The sequence below is a fragment of the Brevundimonas sp. AAP58 genome (assembly GCF_001295975.1).
In the GTDB taxonomy this organism is placed as follows: Bacteria; Pseudomonadota; Alphaproteobacteria; order Caulobacterales; family Caulobacteraceae; genus Brevundimonas.
Genome location: NZ_LJHU01000040.1, coordinates 1 through 26,337 on the forward strand (window position 1 = coordinate 1; position 26,337 = coordinate 26,337).

The window sequence follows — 26,337 nt, forward strand, 5'->3', positions numbered from 1 at the left end:
GGCGGGCTCGGCAGCCTGGGCGATACGCCAGACCCGCCGGTCGTCTGTCTTCTCGCTCGTGACGACGTGACCCTTCTTCTTCAGCGCGCCGGCCATGGCCCCGCGGACGGAGTGGGCCTGCCAGCCGGTGGCCTCGATCATCGTCGGCATGTCGGCACCCTCCTCGCGCGCGAGGATCGTGATCAGGCGATCGAGCTTGGAGGAGGTGCGCGGCCGGGGCGCGGCAGGCGCTTCGGTCTTGGATGTGCGGGGCATGGTGCATATTTCTCGGATCAACGAGCGCGGGGTTGCGCCCTACTGAGCCGAGCCCGGACTGCCGGGCGGGAACGGGATCACTACCGCTTGCTGTGCGGCGCAAGTCCAGTCGGACAAGCGGCCTCTTGCAGATAATTCCAGCGCCGCCCTTGCGGCCTTGTTGTGAAAAATCCACCTCCGCTCGTCGGACTTAATCCGGCGCTGTCGGCAGAACATCGGGCTTCGTCCCACCGGGCATTCGACAGGTTCCCCTCATCAACATCGGCGTCAGCCGCACGCGCTTGCGCGATTGCGATCCTGTGCCTGCCTGTCTGGAGACCTGATCATGACGATCGACCCTGCCCAAACCATTGCCCGGCAAATTCCTCCATCCGTCACCCTGGCGGTGGAGCTCATTTCCATCGACACCCTCGTGCTCGGCAGCCGACAACTTCGAACCCGCACGAAGAGCATGATCGAAGCGATGGCCGCCTGCATTCTGCAGTTCGGCTTCCTGATCCCGGTCCTGATCGACGCGGACAACCGCATCATCTGCGGCAAGGGTCGGGTGCAGGCGGCCCGCCTCCTCGGCATGACCAAAGTCCCCTGTATTCGCATCACCCATCTGTCAGAGGCCGAGCGACGGGTGTTCGCCATCGCTGAAAACCAGCTCGGCCAACTCGCCGGCTGGGACAATGAGACCTTGAAGCTAGAACTGCAGGAGCTGTCGGGCATGGACCTGAGCTTCAGCCTGGAGCTGACCGGCTTCTCCTCGGCCAAGATCGACAGCATCATGTTCGGCGGCGATAGCGGCGACCGCACAGAAAACGCCATCCCTGCTCTGCCTGATCAGATCACCAGCCGGATTGGCGACCTCTGGCAGTTGGGCAACGGCCGCCTCCTCTGTGGAGACGCCACCGAGCGTGCCAGCTTCGCCAGGCTGCTCGGCGGTGAGAAGGTCCGGTGCGTCTTCACGGACGTGCCGTACAATGTCCCGATCGCCGGCCACGTCACGAGCGGCGGCAAGCATGGCGAGTTCGTCATGGCGTCCGGCGAGATGACCGATGACGAGTTCACCGGGTTCTCAACCCAGGTCATGGTGAGGGCCCGCGAAAACCTGATCGACGGCGGCCTGCTCTACTGGTGCATTGACCATCGACATATTGAGCACACGCTCGCCGCAGCATCCGCCGCCGAGCTGGAAAGGCTCAATCTTATTGTCTGGGACAAGAAGGCCGGCGGCATGGGGAGCTTCTACCGCTCCCGTCACGAGCTGATCTTTCTGTTCAGAAAGCCCGGCGCTTCGCACGTGAACCGGGTGGAACTGGGCAAGCACGGCCGCGACCGATCCAACGTCTGGACCTATGAGGGTGTCAACGGGTTCGGAGCCGGCAAGGCCAAGGCGCGGGAAATGCACCCCACCGTCAAGCCGCTCGCGCTCGTGCGCGACGCCATCCTCGACTGCACGGCCAAGGGTGACGCGGTCCTCGATCTGTTCAGCGGCAGCGGCACGACCATCATCGCCGCAGAGCAGGTCGGGCGCCGCAGCTTCGCCACCGAGCTCGACCCCCGTTACGTCGATGTGGGCGTCACCCGCTGGCAGGAATTCACAGGCCGGGAGGCGCGTTTAGCCGCTACCGGTCAGACGTTCCGGGAGGTCCGCTCTGAACGCGCCAGTGTCTCAGAGGCCGCGCCAGCGCAGGAGGAGATCGCGTCGCCGCTCGCCGGCATCAACGCCCTCCCCTCCCCGCGTGTCCGGGTCCGCACCCGTCTGGCCGCTTGAGGGAGATGATCGATGTCTGACGACTACGCCGTCGGCTACGGCCGACCACCCCAGGCCACCCGGTTCAAGGCCGGCCAGTCTGGCAACCCCAAGGGCCGCCCCAAGGGATCGCACAATCTGTTCACCCTGCTCCACGACGCCATGCAGACCCGCGTCCCCGTGACGATCAATGGACGTCGAGTCTATCTAACCAAGGCGGAGGTGGCCATTCGCCAGCAGGTCGATAACGCCGCCAAGGGCGACCTGCGGGCGCTCACTTTTCTGGTCAAGGCGATGGCCCAGGCCGTGCCGCCGCCTACGGGCTCTTCGGCGGACCAGAAGACGGAACTCACCACGGAGCAGTGCAATGCGATCTTCGAGGCGCTTGTCCGGGAACACGCGGCGGAGGGAGGGCTATGAAAGCCCTCCCAATCCCCGTCGAAGACCTCCTGTTCGTACGCGCACGCGACGACTTCGGCACCTTTCTCGAACTGACCTTCACAACCCTCAACCCCAAGGTCGAGCTGGCCAGGGGCTGGTACCTGTCAGCCATGCTCCAGGCGTTGAACGAGATCGCAGACGGCTCCAACCGTCGTCTGCAGATCACCGTGCCGCCCCGTCATCTGAAGTCGATCATGACGACGGTGGCCTTCTCGGCCTGGATGATGGGCCGCGACCCGACCTGTAAGATCATCTGCGCCAGCTACGGCCAGGAGCTGGCCTCCTCCCTGTCGCGCGACTTCCGCAAGGTGATCACCTCGGACTGGTACAAGAGGGTCTTCCCTGTCACTGCAACCTCCATCGACAGGGAAACCGAGAACGAGGTCAGAACCAAACAGGGTGGCTTCCGGTTCGCTACAGCGGTCGGATCGGCGGTCACAGGCTACGGTGCCGATCTGATCATCATCGACGACCTCCTGAAGGCCGCCGACGCCTCCTACCCCGAAGCCAGAGCGAGGGCTCAGCGGTTCGTGGACGAATCCCTCTTCACCCGCCTGAACGACAAGGCCAGCGGAGCCGTCATCGCCATCCAGCAACGCCTGCATGAAGACGACGTCTCCGCCCACCTGACCGCGAAGGGCGGCTACCGCCATCTGAACCTGCCGGCCATCGCCGTGCGGGACGAGATCATTCCCCTCACGCGCGGTCGCACACACGTCCGCCGGATCGGCGACGTCTTGAACCCCGACCGCGAGCCGATGTCGGTTCTGGAGGAGATCCGGGTCGGCCTCGGGTCACGGGCTTTCGAGGCCCAATATCAGCAGAACCCCACACCTGCCGATGGTGACATCCTTCGTTGGGATCGCATCCAGTTCCACGACGACGATCCCCTCGACTATCGGACCCGCGATGGCCGACGACTGCTCCACAAGGTGGTCATGAGCTGGGACACGGCCGACACGGTCTCGCCGTCCGCCGACTATTCGGTCGGGACCGTGTGGGGCCATGACGGCACGGCCTGGAAGCTGCTCGACCTTATACGGGTCCGCCTGGCCTATTCCGATCTACTGGCCCGTATACGGGCCGAGCGCCGCAAATGGCTCGCCGATCTCATCATCGTCGAGGAGGCCGGTGTCGGGCGCGCCATCCTCGATAGCCTCGCGCGGGATTGGAGAGGTCAGAGCGAACCAGAGCACCATGCACCCTACTGCGCCCGTCTGGCCGCGTCGCCCAGGCTGGGCAAGGCGGAGCGGTTCGCCGCCGCTTCAGACCCCCTCTACTCGGGTAAGGCCCTCCTCCCACGCGACGCGCCTTGGCTTGACGACCTGCGTCGCGAGATGATGGCGTTCCCGAACGGTCGCCATGATGACCAGGTCGACAGCGTCAGCCAGTTCCTGGCCTGGACGGTCGGCCGTGGCGGACGGCAGCTGTTAGACCCTCGCAGGGTCGACCGGACCAGAACACGATGACTCCACCTGAATACAGCTCGCGCCATCGCGGTCCCTGGTTCTACGTGCAGATCTGGTTCCAGCTTTGGGCAAACTCCTGAGGGGCCATCATCTCCTCCAGCACCGGCCCGAACGTCTCTCCCGAGGCGATGAACCGCTGATAACCCGTGCGGCCTCCAAACCCATTGGTGGCGTTGATCTCGCCGCACACCATGGGCGTAGAGCCCTGGAAGATGACGAAGCGATTGTTGCGGAAGCGGACCGCCCTCGGGTCGCGCATCTGGTCGCGGACCGCGATCTCGGTCCGCGCGATCCAGAGCGCCTGCTGGGTCGGGTCATGAAGCTTCTCGGCCGACGCGACGGTGGCGTCGCCCACGGCGGCGATCTCTCGGTCCCGGGCGCGGGCCAGCCGCTCGGCCTCTGACGCCTCTTCCTCGGCCAACCGGATCTGCTCGTCGGCCGCAGCCTCGCGCCGCTCTTCCTCAAGCTCAGCACGCGCGGCAAGGACCATGTCGTCGTTTAGGGGGCAGTCGCGCAACTGAGCAGTCTGACGGCACACCTGGACCCGGTCGGCCCATTCCGCAGCCGCTATGTGCTCGGGACGTCTCACCGGCACGCTGTTCAATCCCGTGAATGCCACGAACCCTGCTACCGCGATCGCGCCGCCCTGCCAGCGCTTCTTCATGAACCAGAAGGGCTTCACCACCCCTGCTAGCCCGAACAGGCTGCCCATGATGGCCAAGCCTGAAACTGCACCCACGACGCCGTCCATAAGAGTCCCCGCTTCCTTGCCGACCGCACCATGCGTCGGCTGCCAAGACCCCGGATCACAGCTTCGCATCCTATGAGTCTCGATTGACGTGTGGTCGCTCACACTCGCCCGACCGGTCAACTGAAAATGGGACTCATCGGCTGTCGCCCGATAGGATGCGCTGCAGCCACCCTGAGCGCATGGATGTGCGCAAGAGACTGGGACTGCGCCTGCAGCGCCTGCGCCAGGAGCGCGGTCTCTCGCAGGAGGAGTTGGCCGACCGGTCGGGCCTTCATCGGACCTATGTCTCGGGGGTGGAACGTGGGGTCCGTAACCCCACCATCTCGGTGCTCGACAAGCTCGCAAAGGGTCTAGCAGTGACCCTTCAAGACCTGGTCACTCTCGACGACTGATCGGCTGGCTACGGCGCTCCAGGACCTCCATCGCGGCCGCCAGGGTAGCGAAGTCTGTAGCCTGTGAGCGGAGGATGCGGCCGCTTACGTCGAAACGGAGGAGTTCTACGTCGGTGCAAAGGACCTGGGCGGAATCCAGCAGGGCTGAGGCCAGCACGCCGAGGCGGAGCTTCGCCTCCAGGGCGTCTTCGGGGTCAAGCTGGGGCGCGTCGTCGTCGGTCATGGCCCGACTACCGCTCTGACGAAGGCCTTAGTCCAGTGGAGATGTCAGAAATGCGCCAGAAGGAGACATTGGAGTCTAGCCCGAAACCGGACTTTCATCCGTGCTGCCCACTTGGTTGGCAACCGACCCATACCAGCCTGAAGTTCCAACCATGCCCAAGTCAGCTGGACGGCGCGATCACCGGGGTTGATGAGCAGATCACAAGGCCCTTCGAGCCACGGGTCATCGCCACATATAGGTGGGCGGCGTCCATGTCCGACGGGTCAAGGATCACCGCGACTTCCGCCTCCAGCCCCTTTAGCGTGAGCGTGCTGCCGACGCCGCGGCGCGGCAGGGCGCGGCCGATCTGCCGGTTTTGTTCGCGCGCGCGGACGGCCGCCTCATAGAGAGAGTTCGGATCGGCGGAGTCGGCCTCGTTCATCGCGCGGATGCAAGCGTTGAAGACCAAGGGCCGGTGAGCCCTGACGCCACTCTGCTTGTTGAGCTCGACCAGCAGGTTCACGGCGGCCTCGAAGGATCGCTGAGCCTCGAAATCTAGGCCCGCCTGTTCGGCTTCGGTTGGCGGATTGCGGTTGCGGCCGGCCTTCAAAGTGGCGATCCGAGTCAGGTAGTCATTTGCCCCGATGCCGGTCAGGACCTCATCGGCGAACCGCACCAGTCGCGCTAGGGCGTCCGCCGCGCCGAGGCGGAACATGAGGGCGAACTCGATGAAGTCGCGCAGGTCGACCGCTTCTACGGTGGTCGCGCCTGGAGTCTGACTGGCGATCAGCCGCTGGCTTGGCGGGCTCTTGCTGTTGCCGATGATCAGGACACGCCCGTCGTCGGGCGCCTTCGTACCCGCAGCCCGGATGCGGCGAAGGTGGTCCTCGATCCCATCCAGCTCGATCCACTGTACATGGTGCGGGGCCTTCGACAGGTCGATGTTCTGGCCGGCTTCTAGGCGTTTGCGGACATCAAGGAGCCAAAGACCGAATAGCTCCGTCCCGGCGTTTTTCCACCGCCAGGGCGTGTCGAGCGCCCCGTGTGACGGGAAGTATTTGCAGACGTTCGTCTCCCAGTCCGGCAGCGGGCCGCTGAAGGTGAAGACAGCCTGCATCGGGTCGCCCAACACGCAGGTCGGAAGCGACCGCGAGCCATAATAGACGATCGCATGCTGGTCCTGGCCGCAGTCCTGATACTCGTCGGCGATCTGGTGCGAGAAGTTCGCGGCCAGCACGTCATCGATGTGGCCCGCTTTCAGCACTTCGTGTGCGGCGCGCTGGATGGCGACATAGTCCTTGTGCCGGTTGCGGAGCTCCAGGACGGTTGGGTCGATGGCGCTGCGCTCCGGGAACATGGCGACCAGCTTCATGGCCCAGCCGTCGATGGTGGTTACCCGGTAGGCGCTCGTCGGGACATCCATCTTATCCAGCCTTTGGCGCAGGGCCACCACCCCGGCCGTGGTGTGGGTCAGGATCAGCACCGGCTTGGAGCCGGTGTGGCGCTGCAGGCTCGAAGCAATCAGGTGCGTCTTACCGCAGCCGGCGGGCGCGGTGATGCTGCCGCGTCGGATCCCGAGAAGGTCGATCTCCTCGCTCACATCACCGCCGAGGCGAAGAGCTTCTCAACGGTCGGGCTCAGTTCGCCGGTGGCTTTTGCCAGCCCGGGACCAATGGCCCGCACGGTTGCCTCTTCCATCCAAGTGATGGACTTGAACCAGCCCTTCTTTTTGAGGCTGGACGCATTACCGAGCAGTTCGCGCTGGGGTCCCGTGAGACTGCCGACCAGCATCTCCGCGCGCAGGTCGTTGTAGGTTGCGACGCCGCCGCTCACCGATTTGATATGATCGTTGAGATGCGAGGCGTCGTGCAATTCCTCGGCGTAGTCCAGCAGCGCGCCGATGGCGTCGTCGTCTAGGCAGATGAAAACCTCCTGCTCCAGCTTCCGGCCGTTCGACCACATCGTCAGCTCGCCCCCGCCTTCGACGAACGCCTTCTCTTCGGCTGCATCGGGTTGAACATCGTCATCGCGCAGGACCTGGCAGCGATAGCCGAGCTTCCGAAGCGCGATGGCGCGCTTGTAGATCTTGTCGACGCCTCCTGCGTCCACCAGTGCTACTCCTAGCGCCATCAGCGAGGGCTTGCCCGCAGCGACCCTGCAGCGATCGAGACCGCGGAGCAGGCCCACCTCGCTGCCACCCTCGCAGACGATAACGGAACGGGCCAGGAAGGCTTCGGGAAACACGCGGATGGTGCTCTGGACGTCGTCAGCAACTCCGACGCACTCCATGAGGACGCTGCCGTCATCGTGGCGGACCACCCACAGCTGACTCCCGGAGAGCTCCTGCAGGGCGACGGGCGAGTGGGTAGTTAGAAACCCTTGGATCGGTTCTCCCGCTTCCTTGCTCCCCATAGAGTGCAGCAGGCGCAGGATCCGGTGAGGCTCAAGCCCGTGCTCGAGTTCGTCTACCAACAGGACGCTGGCTTCCTTCGCGGCCTTGCGCTGCAAGCCCGCAATCAATAGCCGTGTCGAGCCCACTCCGAGCGCGCGAAGCGGCACGCCGCCCTCGCTGTGGAGGGAGATCGTACCCCCGCTAAATGAGACCGAGTGGGCATCGAGCATAGCGCGCACGTCACCGCCCACCGGGATGCCGAGATCCGCCGCAGCCTCCCTCACCGCCGACAGAGCCGCGATCAGCTCTTTTCCCGCCTTGTCGCCGAACGCTGCGCGCGCCTCCCGGGCCGCCTCGACGAAAGCGGCCGAGGCGTCGGCCTTCTCGTCCGACAGCTTGTTTAGGATCGACCCCCGTCTCCAGACGAGATTCTGATCGGCACCAGCCCCGATACGGGTGGGCGAGATCCGCTGGCGGTCAGCCCAAGAAAGATTGCGGGATTGCCCCTGAGCGGCGGCGCGATCGGACACGAGCGACCACGCTGGTTCCAGATCGCTGGTGATCGTCAGATTCAAGGTGAGGACCGTTTCGAGCCCCTTGCCCGGCTCCTCCTCGACTTCGCCGGTGGCCGGGTCGAAGCCGCGCAGAAACAGCCCGTAGGCGTCGATGCTTTTTAGCCGGTCCTCCAGTGCCCCAATAGTGCAGGTGATTGACACTGGACTCTCGACGACGAGCCCGTGGAAGTCGGCGTCGGTGAACTGCAAGTTCCGACGGGCTGACATGCATAGGTCGATGGCGTCCAGGATGGTGGTCTTGCAACTGTCCCCAGGCCCAATGAGGCAGTTGATCCCGTTCTTTGGTCGCCACTTCAGCGTCTTGATTCCGCGGAAGTTCTCGATTTCCACAAGCCGGATGCGCGCCATCACATTTCCCCCCGGCCGAGAGTCTATCAGTTCTCAGCTATCGGTTGCACCGTCCAGTCGGCCGTTGGGATTGTAGTAGACCTTCCCAAGGTCTCTGCTGAGCCAAGAACGGCAGTCCGCCCGAGGGTCTGGGAAGCGCAAAGTGCGGACATTTGGGCACCAGCAGAACGTTGACTCTCGATCACCAAGCCGCTGAGGTCCACGAACCACGCGCCGTCGTGGCCCAACGGCGCGGCCCGCTAAGCGGACGCAGTCCCTGCTAGCGCTTATGAGAGTTCTTCACGATCAAGGCCGCAGACCGAGACCTTGGCAGGATGGAGCGCCCCATCCGCGACGTCGGCCAAATGAGCGTGATGGGTGAAGAAAAGCACCTGGGTTTTCCGCGCCAGCTCGGCCAAGACTTTGAACCCGGCAGCGGCCCGCTCGTCGTCGAAGTTTATGAACAGGTCGTCGGCCAGGAAAGGCAGCTTGGCACCTTGGGCTAGCGCTTCCTCAACCGCCGCGACCCGAAGCGCGAGGAACAGCTGGTCCACCGTGCCGTCGCTCATCCCCTCTACCGGCACCACCGTGGCTCCATCCGAACGCACGCCGGCGAGCTTCGGCGTGTTGTCGTCGTAGTCGACCATTAGGGCGGAGAAGGCGTCGAGGGTGAGTGTGCGGAACAGGGCCGAGGCTCGGGTGAGCAGAGGTCCCTGCTTTTCCTGGCGATACCGCTCCACCGCTATTTTCAGGAGCCGGGCTTCTGCGCGCTTACGGATATAGAGCTCCGCTTGAAAAGCCATTTCGCTGCGGGCTTCCGCCATAGCGAAGGCGGCGATCGCCGCATCGGGTCGGTCGTCCAGCGCCTCAAAGGCGGTCAGCGCCGCCTGGCGAGCCTCACTTTTGACGTCGATTTGCGGATTGAGACCGTCTAGCTCCGCAGCCCAGCCCTCGGCCTCGGCGGCGAGTTCGTCGGGCTGAGCGCCGGAGACCTCCTCGATCAGCGCCTCCAGGCTGCGGCCGTCTCCGTATGAGAGGAGCTCGTCCTCAAGCTGGTTGATGCGGTCACGCAAGCCCGTCGCTTCGCGCGCCCGGCCCAATATCTCTCTGACTGTTCCGGGAGCTTCCGGGTCTGCGCCCGCCTCGATCAACGGCTCCAACAGCCCCTTCGCGCGGGCGAGCTCTTCTTCCGCGGTCGCCTTGTTCGAGAGAGCGGCCTGGAGCTGGTCTGCCAAGGCTTCGGCGCGGTCCGCCTGCTTGCGAGCGGCTAGGCATGCTTCCTGCAAGGCCGCAAAGGTCTTGGCGTCGTCCTGGAGTTCCGGAAACCCTGCGCTAAGCGCGGCGGCGGCAACGCGGCTTTTGAAGGTCGATTGGGCGGCCCAGATGCCTGCAGTCTCTGCTTCCAGGTCCAGCTGCTTGTCGACGTCCTGGCGAACGATCTCAATCAAATCGAGCCGCGCGCGGGCAGCCGCCACCGCCGCGTCGGCAGGAAGCCGGGCGCGTTCCAGAGCCGGTCGCCAGGCGGCGGTCCACGCCGAGTCTGCGGCCTTCGCGCCGCCGGCCTTCCCTGTCGCCCGTTCGAGCGCCTCCTGCGCAGCCGCGAGCTTGGCACGCAGTTCGCGTTCCTGGGCTTCGGCTTCCCGAGCCGCCTCAACGCGCTGCTCCGCCTCGTCCCACAGACGCTGCAAGCTCGCCGGGTCTGCGTCGATTTGGGCACGACCCAAGGCGCGGGCCAAGGCGTGGCTTGCGGCCGTTTCGGCCTGCCGGGCGGTTTCCACATCCCTGCTGGCCAGGTCCAGGGCATCCGCGTGCTGAAGGGCTTGGTCGCACGCCGCCGTCCATCCCGGGAAGGCTTCTGGCGACACGCTGACGCCGAGCGGTTCCACCAGCTTGCCGAAGGCGGTCAACGCTGCGTCCCCCGTCGCCAAGGCGAGAAGCCGTCGGCCGTTAGCTTGCGTGAGCTCCAGCTCGGTCTTTTCAATCTCGCGCTCGTGCGCCGAAAGATCGCCGGCGTGCTCAGCCCCTGCGAACCGCTCGTCCGCCACACGATCGCTGGCCACGATGGCTTGTTCGTAAGCCTCGACGGTCGCCAGGGGGTGGTCGAGCGCCGTGTCGCCCTGGATGTGACCCTTGAGCGGGGCCCAACGTGCTTCTCTGACGTCCCGGGCCGCCGCGAGGTCGGACGCGGAAGGGGTCGGGTGGCCGAGCACCTTGTGCTTGCGCTCCAGCTGCAACTGTTCGAGGCGGGATTCCGCCCTAGCGCAGGCTTCACCCTCTTGGCGCATCTTCTCGCGGGCTTCGGTCAACTCGGCCATTACCCGCGCCACGTCCGGCTCCGCGGGTTGCGGTAACGCCCGCAGCGCGGCCACGTCGCCGCGCCACGGCGACAAAGCCCGCATTCGGGCCGCGAGCAGCGCCTCGAGTTCACGACACGCGGCCTCGGCTGAGGCTGTAGCCTGGGACAGGCCCGCCCTACGGACTTCGCGCAACGCCTCCTGAAGCGGCCGTATGTCATTTCGGGGGGGCAGTCCGGATATCGCCGTCTGCAGCCGATCGGCCTCGTGCGACGCACCCTCCACCGCTTCCCGGGTGGCCCGAAGTTGCTCGTCAATGGCTCCGCGCTGCTCGATAAGCTCGCGCAACTCCGCGATCGAGGGGCGTCCAGGCAGGCGCGCTTTCAGATCCTTGGCCGGCTCCGGCGGCCATCCGATCTCCGTGACGTTGGCTGAAACTCGCTGGGCGAGGTTTTGCAGGGTCGCGTCCAGCGCCGGCAGCGATGCGGCTCCTTCGTCGACGACCCCCTTCAGATCCCTGAGGGCATCTACCTCTGCGGCGGCGGCCAGGACAGCCGGGTCTGGCCGCACGGTGTCCAGTGCCTCTTGCAGGCGGTCGGCTTGCAACTTCGCTAGGCCCGCCTCGGTCCCGGCTGTCTGCAACGACCCCAGCGCGGTCTCGAGGCGGTCGGCGACCTCCAAGGAGATTTCCGGGATATCCCCGAGTTCTGACACGCGCGCCAGAGCCCGCGCGCGCTCCGCCAAGGGGCGCAGGACAAGTTGTTTGCGCTGCACCGTGCGCTGGTCGCGCGCGAGGGCGGTGCGCTTCGCCTTGAGCTCGTCGAGCTCCGACTCGATAACCTTGAGATCCTTCTTGGCCCTCGCCCAGGCCGCGGGTCTCACCTCGGCTTCCTTGAGACCAGCCTTCGCCGCCTGGTAGGCGCTGTAGGCGGCCGTGAAATGGCGGTTGTCGCCCGCTCTTTTCGTCCAGATCTCGGCCGCTTCCTGTTCGAGCTGATCACAAAGATGGGCCACGCGCACCATGCCCGAACCGGCGGCGAAGATCGTCGCGCCCACATCGTCCTTGGCCTCAAGGATGAGCTTGCCGCCTTCGCGCAGGCGCGCATGGTCTAGCCCGAACATGCGTTCGTAGCTCTCGCGGGTCTGTCCAGCGAGCCGCGCGCCGAGCAGGGCCGGATCCAAAGGTTGGTCGTCGGGCCCCAGCAAGGTGTCGACATTCCCTTTGCGTCGCCGAACTTCCAAGCGCGAACCATCGCCCTCGATGATGGCGCCCACGCGGAGCAGTTTCTGGTCGAACTTGAAGCCGAAACGCGTGCGGGGTCCGAAGCCGAACAGCAGGTCGCTGATCGAGGCCAGCGTGGTCGACTTGCCGGCTTCGTTCGGGCCGACGATTATCTGCAGGTCGCTATCGCCGGCTGCGAACGACAGGCTGCAGTCCTGGAACCGGCCATACCGGATCAGTTGGAGCTCGGCGAACCTCACGCGACCCCCGTCTGTAGACGGGCGCGCAACGCCGCCGCCGCATCCGGCAGCACGCCGCCAAGCTGCCCGGCCCTCACCTCAGGCAGCAGGTCGAGTTCCCGGTCCAGCTCGGCGGGCGCGCGGGCCAGGAAGTCCGCAAGGTCGTCGACGATCGCAGACGCAGTGGCCGGGTCGGCCGCGAGTTGCTCCAGCAGAGCGTCCAGTTCATCTCCGAGCGCTTGCGTCCGGGCCGGCGGCCGCGTGGCCGCCACCACCTTCTCGATCCAGAGCTCGTCAGAGAGGCCCCTGGCGATCGCTCGCACGCCTTCCCGCCAGGCGTTGCGCTCCTCAGCCAGCACGTCGTGGATCAGCGTCTCGCCGGATAGGCGCACCCGCGCCATCATCGGACGACCGTCTGCCTGGCCAGAAAGCGCTGCCTCGAGACTTTGGCGGATCCGCTCGTGGCCGTCGGTTACCGACCCCGCGCCGCCGAGGTCGACGTCCACATCGGCCCACCGAACCACATCCATTGGAATATGGTCCACGGCCCGGACATGGCCGTCAGCCACGGTCACGAGAGCGGCGCCCTTTGGCCCGGTCTCCCGAATGTTGCGACCCTGCAGATTGCCTGGAAAAACTACATGGGGGACGGCAGTGACGATCTCGAAGCCGTGCACATGGCCTAGCGCCCAGTAGTCGTATCCCTTCGCAGCCAACTCCTCGGGACGGCAGGGGGCATAGGGAGCGTGGCCCCGATCTCCGGTCAGAGCGGTGTGGAGCACGCCGATGTTGAACGAGCCGTCGATGGCCGGGGGATAGCCTCCTGCCAGGTCGCCCCCGGGGTCGCGAGACTTGTAACTCTGTCCGTGCAGGATGACGCCCGTTGGCGCGTGTGTCACCGTTTCAGGGCGGTCCGAACGGAAGGCCTTCACGTTGGGCGGCAGGGGCAACTGTTTGGTGAGATGCGATTCCGCGTCGTGGTTGCCGTAGATCAGGTAGACGGCGATCCCGGCTTCGTTCAGGCGACCCATCGCGCTGCAGAAGTACAGACCGGTGGCGAAGGCTTCCCAATCGCCATCATAGAGGTCGCCCGCGATCACTAGGAAGGCGACTTTCTCCTCGATGGCGTAGCTTACGAGATTGTCGAGCGCGCTGCGCGTGGCGGTCCTGACAAGCTCCGCCGGTACGCCCTCATAGCGGGCAAGGCCGCGCAAGGGGCTGTCGAGATGAATGTCCGCCGCGTGCAGGAATCTGAAGTCCATAGGCCCTCCGCCTGAGACGTTAGACTCACCACGCCCCCAACGCCAATGACGGCTCTAGCTGCGGGGCGACTTAACCGTGAATGGCGCGGATCGGCGCGCGCGCTCGAGGTAGAGGAGGGCGGCAGGGGAAGGGCGGGGTTCAGCGGCTCGGGACATGGGATGTTCTCCTATGCCCGTACCTTGCCCGGTCGATACGTCAGAATCGGACGCATGGGTGCCCGCTTGAGCGCTTTTTGGAAAGGGTCCCCAAGCCTGTCCGTGACGGTCAACGCGCCCCGATGCTGGCGATCGCAGCGACTGAGCCGAGGGCGCGCCCAAGAGGCGTCACCGGATAGACGTCGCCATATCCGATGGTCGTGAGCGTGGTCACCGCCCACCAGGCCGCCCGTGGGATGCTGCCGAACGCCTCGGGTTGAACCGCGCCTTCCACGAAATACAGGGCCGTCGCCGTAAGTAGGACGGCAACGAGCGCGAGGCCGAAACTGATCGTCAGGGCCTCACGTCGGTCAATGAGGGCGCGGCTGATCTCCGCACATGCGCGGGAAAATCGGCCAAGCTTTGCAACCCGGACAAGACGCAGAAGTCGAACGAGCCGCAGCAGGAAACCACCCGAACTCGCTGACCAGAACAGGACGGAGAGAACGGCCGCCAAATCCGCCAGCCCGGCCCGCGAGAGCACAAACGCGAGCCGACCTCGCCATGGCTCCGTCGGAAGGTCTTCCGCAGAGACCCAAAGCCGGGCCGCATATTCACGGCGAATACTACCCCCAACACCACTTGGAGGGCCCAGAAGATCTGCGCCCAGCGGTGCAGGCTAGGCTCGGTTTCCAGGACGGCCAGCAGCACCGCGAGCAAGATGGCGGCCCCCAGACCAAGGTTAAGCGCCGAGATGCCTTTCGCTCGAGCGCCGGGCGCCAGCGCTCGCCACACCGCCCTTCGAAAGCCGGCGCGTTCAGCCATGGTCGAGGGAGGCCAAGGCCGTTTCCAGGCGTGACCGAGCCGCCGCCGACAAGCGTCGAATACCCAACCTCCGGGCGATCTCCACAGCGCTGTCAGGTCCAGGGAGTTGGCGTGCGAGCGCCGCCAATTCGGCGTTGGGAACCTCGTCGATGAAGCGGACATTGGCCTCTCCATCCGGGAGCCGGACTCGCGACCAGGTCTCCACGGACGCCCAATCCCGCCAGACGAACAGCAGTCCATCCGGATCAGGCAAAACGAGGTAGAGCGCCTTGGCGACCTCCTCCACCCGTTCGCGGATCAGCCGCCCAGACTGCTTGAACCCGTGAGCACGCGCGATGCGTTTGACGAGCACATCCAACCGGAGGGGCGCCTCGGCATCGACCACCGTCCGAACAAGACGCTGGAGGGTGGGCGTGTAGCTGGCTTCGTAAAATGCGCCGGAGTTCAGATCGGTTTCAGTCGAGAGGTCTGCTTGCCGGTAGAGGTCGCGCCGCGCGTCGGCGCTCTGCGCCGGCGCCCGGGCGAACGCGGTAGAGGGTGCTGGCTCTGCGAGTCCGAGAGGCAGGTCTTCCAGAACCGTCGGCGCCTCTTCCAGAACATGTTTGGATTCCGGGCCGGCCGGCGTGTCGACGCTCTTTTCGCGATCCGCGGCGAGCAGGGCGTTCAGTTCGGCGTCCAGCTGCGCGAGCGCCTGCGCCCGGTTATGCCACCAGGCGGTGGACCAAACCCGCACCAGATCCCATCCCAATCCGGTGAGAATGCCCGCCCGGACCTTGTCGCGATCACGCGCTGTGGCCGCGCTGTGATAGGCCGCGCCGTCGCACTCCACCCCTGCCAGGTAGGTGCCCGACTTGTTGGGATGCACAACGCCCAGATCGATGCGGAATCGTGAGACGCCGATCTGGGGAACGACCGTCCATCCCTTGTCGCGGAGTCCTCGGGCGACCGCCTGCTCGAAAGGCGACTCGAAACCCCCGACCGACCCCTGGATGGCTTCAACAAGGGCTCTCGGGCCGCGTTCCGCGAACTCCAGCAAATGTTTGAGGTCACGCACCGCTTCCGCGGAGGTGCGGTTCAGATCGACCATTTCCGGCCCGAACGAAGAGAAGATGACCATTTCCTCCCGAGCGCGTGTGATCGCCACATTCAGCCTCCGCCATCCGCCGGAGCGGTTCAGAGGCCCGAAATTCATGCTCATCGTCGGGGCGCCGGCCGTCTCCGGACCGTAGCCGATTCCGAGAAGGATCAGATCCCGCTCATCGCCTTGCACGGTCTCCAGGTTCTTCACCACGACCGGCTCCAGGCAGTGATCGCCGAAGAAGCGCTCCAGCGCCGGGTGTTTGGCCCGCTCCTTATCTAGCAGGTCTTCGACGAGCCGTTGTTGCTCGGAGTTGAGGGTGACGATCGCGATCGACCGGCCTCGCCCGCCGAAGGTCGGATCGCGCAATCGCTTGACGGTTTCCTCGACCATCGCCTGCGCCTCGATGGCGTTCGTCCGTGACCTGCCCTTTGCATAGGCGCCGTTCACGCGCCGGAGGCTCACGGTGGTGTCGCGGGTGACCGCAGACGGGAAGGTAACCAGTCGGCTCTCGTAATAGCGGTGGTTGGAGAAGGCGATCAGGCTCTCGTGCCGCGACCGGTAGTGCCATTCGAGCGTGTGACGGGTCAGGCCGGCCGAGAGGCATTCGTCCAGAATGCTCTCCAGATCCTCTTCCATGCTGTCATCGACTTCGTCGTCTGCAGGGGTGCCCGCGCCGCGTTGGAAGAAGTTTGTCGGCGGCATCTGCCGCGGGTCGCCCGCGATCACCACCTGACGCCCTCGGGCCAAACTGCCCACCGCATCCCAAGTCGTAATCTGGCTCGCTTCGTCGAAGATGACGAGGTCGAACAAGGCCGCGTCAGCGGGCAGATACTGGGCAACGGACAAGGGGCTCATGAGCATGCATGGCGCGAGCGCCGTTACGTCGGAACCCATCTCGGTCAGAAGCGAGCGGATCGGCTTTCGAGGCTTCTGGAGGCTCAACTGGTGGCGCAGAACGCCGTAGCCGGATGACTTGGAAACGGAGTTCTTGTCGGGGATCAGGCCGGAAATCTTCGCCCGAATGTATCGGACGGTCAGCTCGGCGACCTTGTCATCGAGCGCCCGGAAGTCCGTGACGCGATCGGCCTCCTGGCGCGGCACAAAGAAACGCAACCGGTCGTCCGCGTCAATGCGGACGCTCGCCCACCATTTCGCGTAGGCTGTTTCGAACTGGGAGAGCGTCTCGCCGGCCTTGAGCCGCCGACCCTCAAGCGCCTCCACCAAGGCATCGAGCTCCAGGTATAGAGCTTCCCGCCTCGCCTTCCGCCATAGGCTCCAGTCCCGCAACTTCGGTTGGTCGGCCAGGATCGCCGCGCTCATGGTCGCGACCCGGCCGAAGAGGTCGGGATCGTCGAGAGGCGTCTCGCAACGGGCGGCGGTGCAGAAGCGCTCCAGCGCAGCCTCAAAGGCCGCGTGCGCCGTCCGCCATTGGGCCGTGGCCTGGCGGATGGGCATGGCTTCGGCGAGCAGTTCATTCCCATCCACGACGGCGGCGCGGACTGCGGTGCGCACCGTACCCAGGGTTTCAGGTGTAGTGGTCAACCTGACCGTGGCCTCCCTCAGGCTGCGGGCCACAGCCAGGGTTTGTGTCAGCCGGGCTTCGTCTGTCGCGAGGCCGGCCCAGGCCGAGGCGCGCCCCGCCTGGGCCTTCAGTTCATCGAGACGCTCCAGTTCGCCCTGCAGGGTCTCGACCAACGGCAGGTCATGGCGGGCGTTTGGCTTTGTCGCCAATCCAGCTGCGGCCTTCAGCGCGCCGTTCACGCCGGCTTGGCCGAACAGTTTCAGCGGCCACAGGCTGGCGTCGGCCTTGTCCAGTCTCGTCTTCAGAGCCGCGGTCGGGATTCGGCGGCAGGCCTCCGCCGGGTAGGCCTGCGATAGACTCCGCTCGGCCTTCTGATAGGCCTGAAGGTGGCGGAGGCTTCGCTCCAGAGCGTCGATGACGGCGGGCGTGTCCGGGACGAAGGCGAATGACAGGTCCAGACCGTGCGACGCATCGATCGCGTCCGAGAGTTCCGTCAGGGCCTGGAGCCTAGCACGGTCCGCCGGACCGCGCGGCAAGCTCAGCCGCTCTTCAAGCTCGTCGCGCCGAACTCGCGCCGCCTCACCCGCCCGCGCCAGCGCGGTTACGGCGGCGACCATCTCGCTCTGCCAGGCTCCGGTGAAGTCATCGGCCGCGATCGGCCCGAACGCGTTGGGGTCGAGTTCGTCCACCGCGTCAAACAGACGGTCCATTTGACGGCACGTCTCTCGCATCCGCTCCAGGACCGCCTTGTCGTGCCGGGCGCTCGCCGGCCATCCCAGCTCCGGCGTCCGCGCATCTGCATCTCTGACGGTGCGCCCAATCGCTTCGAACAGGCTGAGACCGTTTTCCGCCTTGGCATGTAGCAGGCCGACCAGACCGTTCAGCTCGTCGCGCAGCGCCGAGAGCTTGCCGGTCTCTTGGCTCCACTCCTCGGCCGCGATGACGTCCCGGGTGTCCCAAGCGCGGCCAAGCTGCTGAATGACCTGGAATTTGTTCGCCTTGTTCGAGTGAAGCTCGAGGCAGAACGGGGCCAGTCCGCGAGCCTCCAGACGGCGATAGACCACTTCAAGCGCGGCCATCTTCTCGGCGACGAACAGGACCTTACGGCCCAGGGCTAGGTTGTGCGCGATCATGTTCGCGATGGTCTGCGACTTGCCGGTTCCCGGCGGGCCATCCAGCACAAAATCGCAGCCCCTGCCGGATGCGACGACCGCCGCGAGCTGGGAGGAGTCCGCGGGCAAGGGAGCGAACAGTTCCGATGCATCCAACTCGACGTCCAACCGGGACGCTTCGGGGAAACAGTCCTCCCCAACGAAGGGCTCACGCGGGGTGTCGATCAGGTGACGAACCACGGCGTTGGACTTCAGCTGGTCCACACGATCGGTGAGGTCCTTCCACATCAGATATTTGGCGAAGGAGAAGACGCCGAGCGCCAGGTCTTCGACGACTTCAAAACCCGGCACGTCTCGGACAGCGCGGCGCACCGTTGTCCAAACGGCTCGGACGTCGATCCCCTTGTCGTCCATGGGAAGGTCCCCCTCGAGCTCGGGTATCATCAGCTCGAAATCCTGCCGAAGGAGCTCCAGCAAGGTGAGATTGAAGCGAGGCTCATCTTCATGAGCCGTAAGGACGACACCCGAGCGAGCGCTCTTCCGTTCAAGAGCCACCGGCAGGAGAATGAGGGGAGCCCTGTAGGTGCGCGGATCCGCTTCTGATCGCTTCCAGTTCAAGAAACCCATTGCCAGGAACAGCGTGTTCGCCCCGCCCTCCTGCAGATCGAGCCGGGCTTTTCGATACAGCTCGACCAACTGAGCATCGAGGGCGTCACCGTCCAAGCCTGAAAGGACTTCGCCCGCGTCGAGCGCCTGCCGGGCGTGGCTCTCCAGCAGCGCCTCGCCGGTCCTCGCCTGATGCAAGTCTGCATCCCGTCCGCCGGCGCCGAACCCCTCCAGCGCGGGCACGGGTTTGATGCGTATCTTCGCGCCGTCGGCTAACAGATCTTCCAGCCGCGCCACGTCGGGGCAGATCAATTTGAGGGCGGTTGAGCTCGGCTTGGTGTGGAGCAGGCGATTGCGAACGGTGAGGTCCAGAAGCTTGCGTCGCCATTGATCTACCCGCCCTTGCGGCGTGACCGCCGGGTCGGCCGCCTCGGCGATGTCGAAGTCCGGCAGCGGCGGAGCTTCCTCGAGGCTTTCCGCCGCAGGCGGCAAGTCCTCGCCGGCCCAGGGCTCCCCCGTCTTGATCTGCAGGGCAAGCGGCCTCAGACGCTGCAAGCGGGCGCGGCGGATGTCGAGCGCCAGGACAAAATTCTCTTCTTCGAACGGGCCGATTTGCCGCTTCGCCGCCTCGACGGCCTGACTGAAAGAGGCTGCGGGCTTGTTGGTCGCCAGGGTGGTCTCGAACACGACGAGCTCACCGAGGTCGATGCGTTTTCTGACCGCGACGGCGTCGTCAGTGGTCAGACTTCCGAACTCTTGCGGAACGAGCCAGCAACCGACGAACGCATGACCCTTCGTGAGCACGAGAATGGCGTTCAGACCCATTTGCTCCAGTCCGGCGGCGAACAGCAGCGCCGTGTCGAGACAGGTCGCCATTCGGCTTTCCAGGATCACACCGGGCGTGCGCACCTTTTGCCCGTTCGTTTCAAAGCTTGCGGGCGGCAAGGCATAGGTCAGGCGGAGCGATGACACCGCTGACCAGAGGGCGGAAACCATTTCCCATACCCGCCGACTCGATTTGCTTTCATAGCCGTTCAGGGCGTCCGATTTGCCCGCTCGCAGGAGAACGTCCGCGGCCTGCTTGAGCAGCGTGTCGACAGCCGGGTCGTTCGGCGTGACGAAGGCGGCCAGTAGTTCGGGCATATAGGCCGCACCGCCCCACTCATTCCTCGAAAGCACCTCCACGGGAAAGCGAGCCTCGCCCAGCGTGTGTCCGTCCTTCGTCACCTTGATGATGACATGGCCTGAGAGACTCTCCGCCGTTTCGAACAAAAGGCCGGCGTTCAGGTCGATCTTTCGGTCGAGGACGTGTGACCGTGTTCCCGGTTCCAGGCGGTCCAGACGCCACGTCTTGGGCGAGAGGAACGCGGGCTCCGACGTCAATTCGATGACGAGATTCTCGAGGGTGACCGCGCCTGTCTGCTCAAGCTCCAGATCCAGCAACACGGGGGCGCTGTTCTGGTGTGAAGCAAACGTCACCTTCTCCGCGACACTCGCAACGACGCGAACCGTACTGTCCATGGGCCCCTCCTGGAACGGAGCAGCTAGGCTCCATGCAACGGTCTGCGTCAACCGGGAGGTGTGGCGTGCGACCGCCGTCGCCGCTGATCAAGAAGATCGCCATGTACAAACTTTGGGGCACCGGGCGGTGTTTCCTGCTGGTCGCTGAGCGCGCCTGCAGAACGAAGTCGCAGCATCAACGGTCGCTTCAGGCCGTGCCAACATCGTGCTCTTCCGCACCGCTGTGGAGAGGCTGGGCTGCTCGTCTTAGAGCGCGTTGGAGGGCGGCATGAGTTTACAGGCACGCTGCATTTCCGCCCTAGAGTGCCACAATGACAGTGCACAGAGCGGACATAACCAACTTCCGCAAAGAGCCAAACTCAGACTTCCAGCCACGCAGGGCCAGTCCCCCTCCCCCGCCTGCCACCCTTGCATCTTCGTCTGGCGTCCCCTGACGATCACAAGCAGCCAAAGCTCCCCGGCCACCCTCCGGCTTGCCCAAACTGGTAAGCCGGGATACTTGTTACGCAGCGATGCGAGCTCCCGCGCGGGGCCGCGACAGGGAGAGAGCCACGTGAACATCAACGTCAACGCGGTACGGCAGGGGTCATTCACGTCGGTCAGCCCGCTTTATGCGGAACTACTGAAATCGGACACGCGGACGCCCCATCCAGCCTTTGCGGCGACGGGTGAGTTCAGGGTCGAGCTCGATCCGGTCCCACGCACCCGCTACACCGATCCGGCCTTCGCCAAGCTGGAGATGGACAAGCTCTGGCTCAAGACCTGGCAGGTCGTCGGCCGCGAAGAGGACATCCCGGCAGTCGGCGACCGCATCGTCTACAACGTCGGGACCAAATCGTTCATCATCGTCCGATCCGACGAGACGACCTTCAAGGCCTTCTACAACAGCTGCCTGCATCGCGGGACGCAGCTGTGTACCGGTCATGGTGCCGGGCCGACCATCAAATGCCCGTTCCATGGGTGGACCTGGAACGTGGACGGCAGCGTCAACAACCTTCCGGGCCGCTGGGATTTCCACGGGGCAACCGACGAAGTGCTTCATCTGCCGGAGGCGAAATGCGACACTTGGGGCGGCAACATCTTCATCAATCCCGATCCAGACGCGCTTCCGCTGGTCCGGGCGCTCGGCGTTCTGACCGAGCACTTCAAGGACTATGACTTCGCCAACCGCTGGACCGCGGTGCATGTGCGCAAGAAGGTCCGCGGCAACTGGAAGCTTTCTGCCGAAGCCTTCCTGGAAGGCTGGCACCTTTCGGAGACGCACAACCAGGCGCAATCGTGGAACGGCGACAGTTCGACCCAGTATGACATCTGGGAAGACGAACACAGTCAGATCAGCCGATCCATAACGCCCTCCGCGGTGCCGAGTCCCGAACTCGGCGAGGATGCCTCGACCCGCGCCGCAGTCGAAAACCTCATTCGCGCCGTCACGCCGCCCGGAATGCCATTGCCCGATTTTGACGCCGTCGAGACCCTCGATCGCGCCTATGGGGCGGAGTATCGCCGCAACCTCTTGACCGCCATGACGGGCCGCGATTTCAGCGCGGCCTCGGACACCGAGATGCTCGACGCGGTGCAGTACTACATGTTCCCGAACTTCTTCCCGTGGTTGGGTGAGGGCGCGTCGCTCTGGTACCAGTTCATGCCCTATGGCGACCAACCGGGCGAAAGCATCATGGAGGTGCGCTTCCTTCTGCCGATGCCGGCCGGCGGCCAGAAGCCGCCCAAATCCCCCGTCGTCGAACTGGATTTCGACGAAAGCTACCGTGAGCGCCAGGCCGGCTTTGGCCTGTTCGACGAGGTGTTTGATCAGGACATGACGAATGTCCCGATGATCCAGAAGGGTTGCGAGAGCGGTTCGCCGACCAGCAAATTCGTCCACTTCGGAACCTATCAGGAGTGCAGGCTGCGCGCCCTGCATGCCCGTCTGACACGGGTTCTCGACGCCTGACGCCCTGAAGACAGGCCGCTCGCGAGCGGGCGTCGCATACCCCTCACCAGTTCCCGCCTCCACCGGGTCGACGGGCGGCGCGCGAGAGTCGCTCGCGGCGGCTTCGGGTCCTCCCGACGATCGGGAGACGGCGCAACCACGCCTGAGCGAGGCCGTCTGCGACACGTTCTCGCGCAAGCCTGCCCGCGCCTAAAAAGGTTTGCGTGCTCACTAGTTTCATGCACAATGATGCCAACGACATCGACGCAGATCGGGTGGGAACAGTCTTGAAATACGACATCGTGGTGGTCGGTGCCGGGAGCAACAGTCTCGTCGCGGCCGCCTATCTGGCGAAGGCCGGCAAGAAGGTTCTCGTGCTGGAGAAGAACGCCCAGTGCGGCGGCGGCGTGATCTCCATCGAGATCGCGCCGGGCTTCACGCACGACCCGCACTCCACCGGCTACTACCCGATGATGTCCAATCCGGCGATCAAGGACAATGAGCTGGAGCTCTGCACGCGTCACGGCCTTGAGTTCGTCACCTACCCCGCCGGGTTCGGGACGATCTACGACGACGGAACCCACATCACCGCCTTCACCGACCTGGACCGCAGCTGTCAGGAGATCGCAAAGTTCTCCCAGAAGGACGCGGACGCCTATCGTGCCTTCGGCGAGGACGCCATCAGCGTGCTGCCGATCCTGTCACGCGGCGCGGCCACCCCTCCGATGCCGACGGCCGGCTTCATCGGAATGCTGGAGTCGAGCCCCATCGGGCGACGGATCGCCTCGGCCTTCTTCAAGAGCTTCTACGAGGTCATCGACGACCTTTTCGAAGCGCCCGAGGTCAAGCTCCATATCCTGAAATGGTGCGCCGAGATGATGGAGGGGCCCGATGTGAAGGGCACCGGGGTCGTCTTGTACAATCTGTTCGGCATGGCCCACACCCAGGACGGGGCCGCGCCCAAGGGCGGAGCGCGCGCCATCATCGACAGCCTCATCCGCTGCATCGAGCACCACGGCGGCGAGATTCGAACGAACGCCGAGGTCACATCTCTGGACATCGTCTCGGGCGAGGTGAAGGGCGTCTTCGTCGGCGAGGAGCATATCGCCGCCGGCGATGCGGTGATCGCCAACATCCATCCTTGGCGCCTCGGTGACTGGCTCCCGGGGCTGGACCCCGAGATCGCGGCGAGCGCGCGACGCACCCATCTCAGCAATCATGGCGCGATCAATCAGCAGATCGCCCTGTCGGAGCCGCCGAGGTTCGCCGCCGGCGACCAGTTCGACGACGTCATGTGCGTGGAGTTCGTGCACAAGGACGTGGAGGCGATCCGGCGCGTCTTCGACGAGTACAAATACGGCCGCATCCCCACGACCTGCCTGAGCCCGTTGGCGATCAATCATACCAGCCGCGATCCCTCACGGGCTCCGGCCGGCCAGTCGGCGCTCTATCTCTACCACTTCGCACCGTTGAAGCTGGCGGACGGGGGGCTGGAAGCTTGGGCGCGACCCGAGAACGGACAGGCCTACGCCGATCGGATCCTCGACGAGTATCTCAAGCACGTCACCAACATCGACAGCTCCAAGATCATCGCCCGGCACATCGAGACGCCGCTGGATCATCACAACCATTCCGCCAGCATGATGAACGGAGACATCTTCGGCATCGGCTCGACCATGGGCCAGCTCCTCGGGCGGCGGCCGACGCCGGAGCTCGCCCAATACAGGGTTCCGGGCTTCAAGGGTCTCTATCTGTCTGGGCCGTTCATGCATCCGGGCGGCACCGTCACCTTCGGGGGCCGCGCCACGGCCATGCGCATGGCGATGGACATGGGCATGAGCCTCAAGACGATCTTCCCGGCCTATTGAAAGCGCGTCCGATGACCCAGAAGTCCATGAAACTCTACGCCTTCGACAACTCCGACCTGATGGAAATCAGCGGCATCTATCCCGAGGGCGACAATCTGATCGTGGAGGGCACGATCATGGGAGCGATGCCCATCCGCGCCATCGTCAAGCCGTCCGAGGTACGCCGGGCGATGGGGATGATGGACACCAAGACCAAGATGCATGCCGCCGGCATGCTGTTCAAAAACTCACGCTGAGATCGAACTCAGGAAAGGGGCCGGGGGATGAGTCTTCTGGAAGGACGTGTCGCGATCGTGACGGGGGCCGGCCGCGGGCTGGGCCGGGCACATGCGCTGAAGCTCGCCGAGCATGGCGCCAAGGTGGTCGTCAACGATCTGGGATCGTCAGCCACCGGTGAAGGGGCCGACCAGACGCCGGCCCAGGAGGTCGTTGCGGCCATCGAGGCCATGGGCGGAGAGGCCGTCGTCAACACATCCGACGTTTCGGACTGGGCGGCCGCCCAGGCCATGGTCCAGCAGGCGGTCGAGCGCTTCGGACGTCTCGACATCCTCGTTAACAACGCCGGCATCCTGCGGGATCGAATGCTCGTCAACATGAGCGAGGACGAGTGGGATAGTGTCGTGAAGGTCCACCTGAAGGGCACCTTCGCTCCCGTCCATCATGCCGCCAACCACTGGCGGCTGGAATCCAAGGCGGGCCGGCCCGTGGACGCGCGGATCATCAACACCACCTCGCACTCCGCCCTGTTCGCCAACATCGGCCAGGCCAACTACGCGGCCGCCAAGGGCGGGATCGCCACTCTGACGCAGCTTGCCGCGCGCGAACTCGGACGGATCGGCGTCACGGTGAACGCCATTGCACCGCGGGCCCAGACCCGAATGACCGAAGGCTTGCGCGAGTTGACCCCCGAACAGGAAGAGCGTCGGGACCCTGAATGGATCGCTGCCCTTGTCGCCTGGCTGGCCAGCCCGGAATCGCGGCACGTCTCCGGTCGCATCTTCGAGGCGTGGGGCTTCGGCTATTCGGTGATCGAGAGCTGGCAGCACGGACCGCAGATGGAGGCCAGCCGCGATCCGACGGCGATCGGCGAGAGCGTGGGCCGTATCGTCGGCTTTGCGCGCGCCAACGCCGGCATCGACCGCAACACCTGGCTGAACCCCTGAGGAGGAACCCGCATGGCAACCGAAGTGCTGCTGCCGAAACTGGGCTTTGCGATGAATGAGGGAAAGCTGGTCGAATGGCTCGTGCCCGATGGCGGTCAGGCAGTCGAGGGCCAGCCCTTGTTCGCGCTTGAGAGCGAGAAGTCGGTCAACGAGGTCGACGCGCCTGCGTCCGGAACCCTGACGATCCTGAAACCGGTCGACGAAACCTATGACGTCGGGACCGTGATCGGCGAGATCAGCTGATGCGCGACGTGCCGGCTGTCCTGGCCGGATTGGCACCGATCCCAGACGCCGACTTTTCGGAGTTCGGCCCTGTCGAGATCACGGACCTGCCGCGGATACAGCAGCTGACCGGGGCCTTCCTGGGCCGGAACTGGGTGACCATCCCACACGTCACGCATCACGACGAAGTGGATGTGACCGACACAGAACGCCGTCGCCACGCCTGGAACACAGACCATGCCGACACCAAGATCACGCCCGTGGCCCTGCTGGTGCTCGCCCTGGCGCGCGCGCTGCGAGACAATCCGAAGTTCAACGCCTCGCTCGGGGCCGACGGAAAGTCCCTCGTCCAGAAGGCCTATGTGAATATCGGCGTCGCGGTCGATACGCCCAAGGGCCTGATGGTGCCGGTCCTTCGCGGCGTCGACGACAAGACGCTGACCGGGATCGCCCGCGAACTGGCGGCGCTCGCCGAGAAGGCGCGCGGCAAGGGCCTTTCCATGGCCGAGATGTCGGGGGGCTGCATCACCCTGTCGTCCCTGGGGCACATCGGCGGCACGGCCTTCACGCCGATCATCAATGCGCCCGAGGTCGCGGTTCTCGGGGCGGTGGCGATCCAGATCCGCCCCGCGCCCGATGCTGACGGCGCCGTCGTCTGGCGAAAAATGCTGCCCCTGTCTCTCAGCTACGACCACCGTGTCATCAATGGAGCGGACGCGGCGCGCTTTGTGAAATCCGTCGGCGCGGCACTGGCGGATCCGACACTGTTCGAACAGGCCTAAGGGGGACC

The 26,337-nt window shown here is 65.1% G+C and carries 19 protein-coding genes; 10 read left to right on the forward strand and 9 right to left on the reverse strand.

What is annotated here, in order from left to right; all coding sequences use genetic code 11:
• On the reverse strand, positions 1–255 hold a 255-nt coding region (locus IP78_RS05525), incomplete at its 3' end, for a DUF3489 domain-containing protein (protein WP_156320301.1).
• Between the two features lie 325 nt (positions 256–580).
• On the opposite strand from IP78_RS05525, the gene IP78_RS05530 reads away from it, so the two are divergent.
• Genes IP78_RS05530 through terL form a run of 3 tightly spaced genes read left to right on the forward strand, consistent with a single transcriptional unit; the run spans position 581 to position 3,906 of the window.
• Positions 581–2,017: a DNA methyltransferase gene (locus tag IP78_RS05530; RefSeq protein ID WP_054110707.1), complete on the forward strand. Its 1,437-nt coding sequence runs from the start codon at positions 581–583 to the stop codon at positions 2,015–2,017.
• Positions 2,018–2,029: 12 nt separating this feature from the next.
• Positions 2,030–2,416, forward strand: a complete 387-nt coding sequence (locus tag IP78_RS05535) for a DUF5681 domain-containing protein (protein WP_054110708.1) — start codon at positions 2,030–2,032, stop codon at positions 2,414–2,416.
• Positions 2,413–3,906: a phage terminase large subunit gene (gene terL, locus IP78_RS05540; protein WP_054110709.1), complete on the forward strand. Its 1,494-nt coding sequence runs from the start codon at positions 2,413–2,415 to the stop codon at positions 3,904–3,906. The genes IP78_RS05535 and terL overlap by 4 nt, the downstream gene beginning before the upstream one ends.
• A gap of 40 nt (positions 3,907–3,946) precedes the next feature.
• Here terL and IP78_RS05545 read toward each other — a convergent pair whose 3' ends face one another.
• Positions 3,947–4,657 (reverse strand): hypothetical protein, encoded by a 711-nt coding sequence (locus IP78_RS05545; protein WP_054110710.1) that lies wholly within the window; start codon positions 4,655–4,657, stop codon positions 3,947–3,949.
• A 179-nt stretch (positions 4,658–4,836) separates the two neighbouring features.
• Between IP78_RS05545 and IP78_RS05550 the strand changes: the two genes are divergently transcribed.
• Positions 4,837–5,049, forward strand: a complete 213-nt coding sequence (locus IP78_RS05550; protein ID WP_054110749.1) for a helix-turn-helix domain-containing protein — start codon at positions 4,837–4,839, stop codon at positions 5,047–5,049.
• Here the strand turns inward: IP78_RS05550 and IP78_RS05555 are convergent.
• The 7 genes from IP78_RS05555 to IP78_RS05585 form a co-directional block, all read right to left on the reverse strand.
• Positions 5,033–5,272 carry a hypothetical protein gene (locus IP78_RS05555; protein ID WP_054110711.1) on the reverse strand — a complete coding sequence of 80 codons (240 nt, stop codon included), beginning with the start codon at positions 5,270–5,272 and terminating at the stop codon, positions 5,033–5,035. The two genes, IP78_RS05550 and IP78_RS05555, sit on opposite strands and share 17 nt — an antisense overlap.
• Positions 5,273–5,432: 160 nt before the next feature.
• Positions 5,433–6,851 (reverse strand): AAA family ATPase, encoded by a 1,419-nt coding sequence (locus IP78_RS05560; protein WP_054110712.1) that lies wholly within the window; start codon positions 6,849–6,851, stop codon positions 5,433–5,435.
• Positions 6,848–8,566, reverse strand: coding sequence for an ATP-dependent endonuclease (locus IP78_RS05565; RefSeq protein WP_054110713.1), 1,719 nt, complete (start codon positions 8,564–8,566; stop codon positions 6,848–6,850). Before IP78_RS05565 ends, IP78_RS05560 begins: the two co-directional genes overlap by 4 nt.
• Positions 8,567–8,832: 266 nt before the next feature.
• Complete coding sequence (locus IP78_RS05570) at positions 8,833–12,321, reverse strand: YhaN family protein (protein WP_054110714.1); 3,489 nt, start codon at positions 12,319–12,321, stop codon at positions 8,833–8,835.
• Positions 12,318–13,562 (reverse strand): DNA repair exonuclease, encoded by a 1,245-nt coding sequence (locus tag IP78_RS05575; protein WP_054110715.1) that lies wholly within the window; start codon positions 13,560–13,562, stop codon positions 12,318–12,320. Before IP78_RS05575 ends, IP78_RS05570 begins: the two co-directional genes overlap by 4 nt.
• A gap of 265 nt (positions 13,563–13,827) precedes the next feature.
• Complete coding sequence (locus tag IP78_RS05580; RefSeq protein ID WP_054110716.1) at positions 13,828–14,241, reverse strand: potassium channel family protein; 414 nt, start codon at positions 14,239–14,241, stop codon at positions 13,828–13,830.
• A gap of 273 nt (positions 14,242–14,514) precedes the next feature.
• Complete coding sequence (locus tag IP78_RS05585) at positions 14,515–20,364, reverse strand: DUF3320 domain-containing protein (RefSeq protein ID WP_054110717.1); 5,850 nt, start codon at positions 20,362–20,364, stop codon at positions 14,515–14,517.
• A gap of 268 nt (positions 20,365–20,632) precedes the next feature.
• Between IP78_RS05585 and IP78_RS05590 the strand changes: the two genes are divergently transcribed.
• From IP78_RS05590 to IP78_RS05615, 6 genes are all read left to right on the forward strand, one after another.
• The gene (locus IP78_RS05590; protein ID WP_082384866.1) at positions 20,633–22,315 is read left to right on the forward strand and encodes a Rieske 2Fe-2S domain-containing protein; all 1,683 of its coding nucleotides are present in this window, start codon (positions 20,633–20,635) and stop codon (positions 22,313–22,315) included.
• 203 nt (positions 22,316–22,518) lie between these two features.
• Entirely contained in the window at positions 22,519–24,162 is a 1,644-nt protein-coding gene (locus IP78_RS05595) for an NAD(P)/FAD-dependent oxidoreductase (protein ID WP_156320303.1), read from the forward strand.
• Between the two features lie 11 nt (positions 24,163–24,173).
• On the forward strand, positions 24,174–24,398 hold the full coding sequence (locus tag IP78_RS05600) for a hypothetical protein (protein WP_054110720.1): 225 nt from the start codon (positions 24,174–24,176) through the stop codon (positions 24,396–24,398).
• 27 nt (positions 24,399–24,425) lie between these two features.
• Positions 24,426–25,325, forward strand: coding sequence for an SDR family oxidoreductase (locus IP78_RS05605; protein ID WP_054110721.1), 900 nt, complete (start codon positions 24,426–24,428; stop codon positions 25,323–25,325).
• A gap of 12 nt (positions 25,326–25,337) precedes the next feature.
• Positions 25,338–25,568, forward strand: a complete 231-nt coding sequence (locus tag IP78_RS05610; RefSeq protein WP_054110722.1) for a biotin/lipoyl-containing protein — start codon at positions 25,338–25,340, stop codon at positions 25,566–25,568.
• Positions 25,568–26,329 (forward strand): 2-oxo acid dehydrogenase subunit E2, encoded by a 762-nt coding sequence (locus IP78_RS05615; protein ID WP_054110723.1) that lies wholly within the window; start codon positions 25,568–25,570, stop codon positions 26,327–26,329. Before IP78_RS05610 ends, IP78_RS05615 begins: the two co-directional genes overlap by 1 nt.
• Positions 26,330–26,337 lie beyond the last annotated feature (8 nt).